At 74.5% G+C, this 1249-nt stretch carries 2 protein-coding genes; one reads left to right on the top strand and one right to left on the bottom strand.

The genetic code is table 11. The annotated features are described in order from the left end of the window. Nucleotides 1-293: 293 nt before the first annotated feature. Nucleotides 294-590, top strand: coding sequence for a hypothetical protein (locus tag DZG00_RS15520; protein ID WP_119383284.1), 297 nt, complete (start codon nucleotides 294-296; stop codon nucleotides 588-590). Nucleotides 591-671: 81 nt separating this feature from the next. On the opposite strand, the gene DZG00_RS15525 is transcribed toward DZG00_RS15520, so the two are convergent. Continuing rightward, nucleotides 672-1249 (bottom strand): zinc-binding dehydrogenase (locus tag DZG00_RS15525; RefSeq protein ID WP_147360070.1); only part of this gene is annotated, 578 nt, incomplete at its 5' end.

The following is a 1249-nucleotide window of genomic DNA, read 5'->3' on the forward strand; positions in this document are numbered from 1 at the left end:
GACGTCACGGTCACGTTCGGCGCGGGCAAGCCCGGCCTGCTGCGCGGGCCCGGCCGCGCGCTCGCGGGCCGCGTGGAGCTCGTCGACGTGGGGCTCGACCTCTCCGGCGCGACCCCGATGGTGCGCGCCGACCGCTGACGACGCGCCCGGGCGGCGTCGTGTCCCCGATATCGCCGACTTCACCCGACGCTCCCGTCACGAGAGGGTGGAGGCAGGCCATCCGGCCCGTCGAAGGGGGACGACACGATGCTCGATCACGCCAGGGAGCACCGGACACGACGCGGAGGGGCGGCATGACCGGCCCGCTCGCCCTCGCCATCGCCAACGCCGCCGTCATGGCGGTCGTCGCCCTCGCGGGGGCGCGCACCCCGCGCTGGCTGCGCGGATCCTCGTGGCTGCTGCTCGTCGTCTCGCTGGCCGTGCTCGCGCTGCACCTGCTCGCCGACGCGTGGGACATCCCGACGAACCTGCTCGCGATCACGTTCCTGGTCTCCACGTGCCTCAACGCGAGCGCCCTCGCGCCGCTCGTCATGCAGCACCTGCTGTCCCGCCCGCAGCGGCCCCGTCGCCGGGTCGCGGGCACCGACTAGGCAGCTCCGGGATCCACCGGACAGGCCGATGGCCGCACCGCCCGAGGGCGGTGCGGCCATCCGTCGTCCGGGAGCCTCGGATCAGGCGGCGGAGACGTCGATCAGCACCTTGCCGGTCACGCCGTCCTCGACCGCCTGGTGGGCGTCGGCCGTGCGCTCGAGCGGGAAGCGCGTGATGGGCAGGCCCGCGTCCTCCCCGACCGGCAGCGCGCCGTCGATCAGCGCCAGGTGGATGTCGGCGCGGGCGGCGTCGAGCGCCTCCTGGCCCACCGTGTACAGCAGCAGGAACTGGTAGCGCAGGTTCTTCACGAAGCTGTCGACGACGGGCAGGGTCACGGTGTCGCCGCCGTTGTTCGCGTACACGGCCACGGAGGCGCGGTTCTTCGCGACGGCCTGGTTGAGCTCCGCGTTCTGCGCGGGGGCGACCTCCACGATCAGGTCGACGCCGTCGGGCGCGATGGACTGGATCTCCGCAGCGGCGTCGCCCGCCTTGTAGTCGACGACGTGGTGCGCGCCGGCGGCCGTCGCGAGGGCGGCCTTCTCGGGCGAGCTGACCGTGGTGATCACGGTGGCGCCGGCCCAGCGCGCGAGCTGGATGGCCGCGTGGCCGACCGCTCCGGCGCCGCCCGCGACGAGCACGTGCTTCCCGGCGAGGGCGC

This window comes from Clavibacter lycopersici (genome assembly GCF_003576405.1).
Lineage (GTDB): Bacteria > Actinomycetota > Actinomycetes > Actinomycetales > Microbacteriaceae > Clavibacter > Clavibacter lycopersici.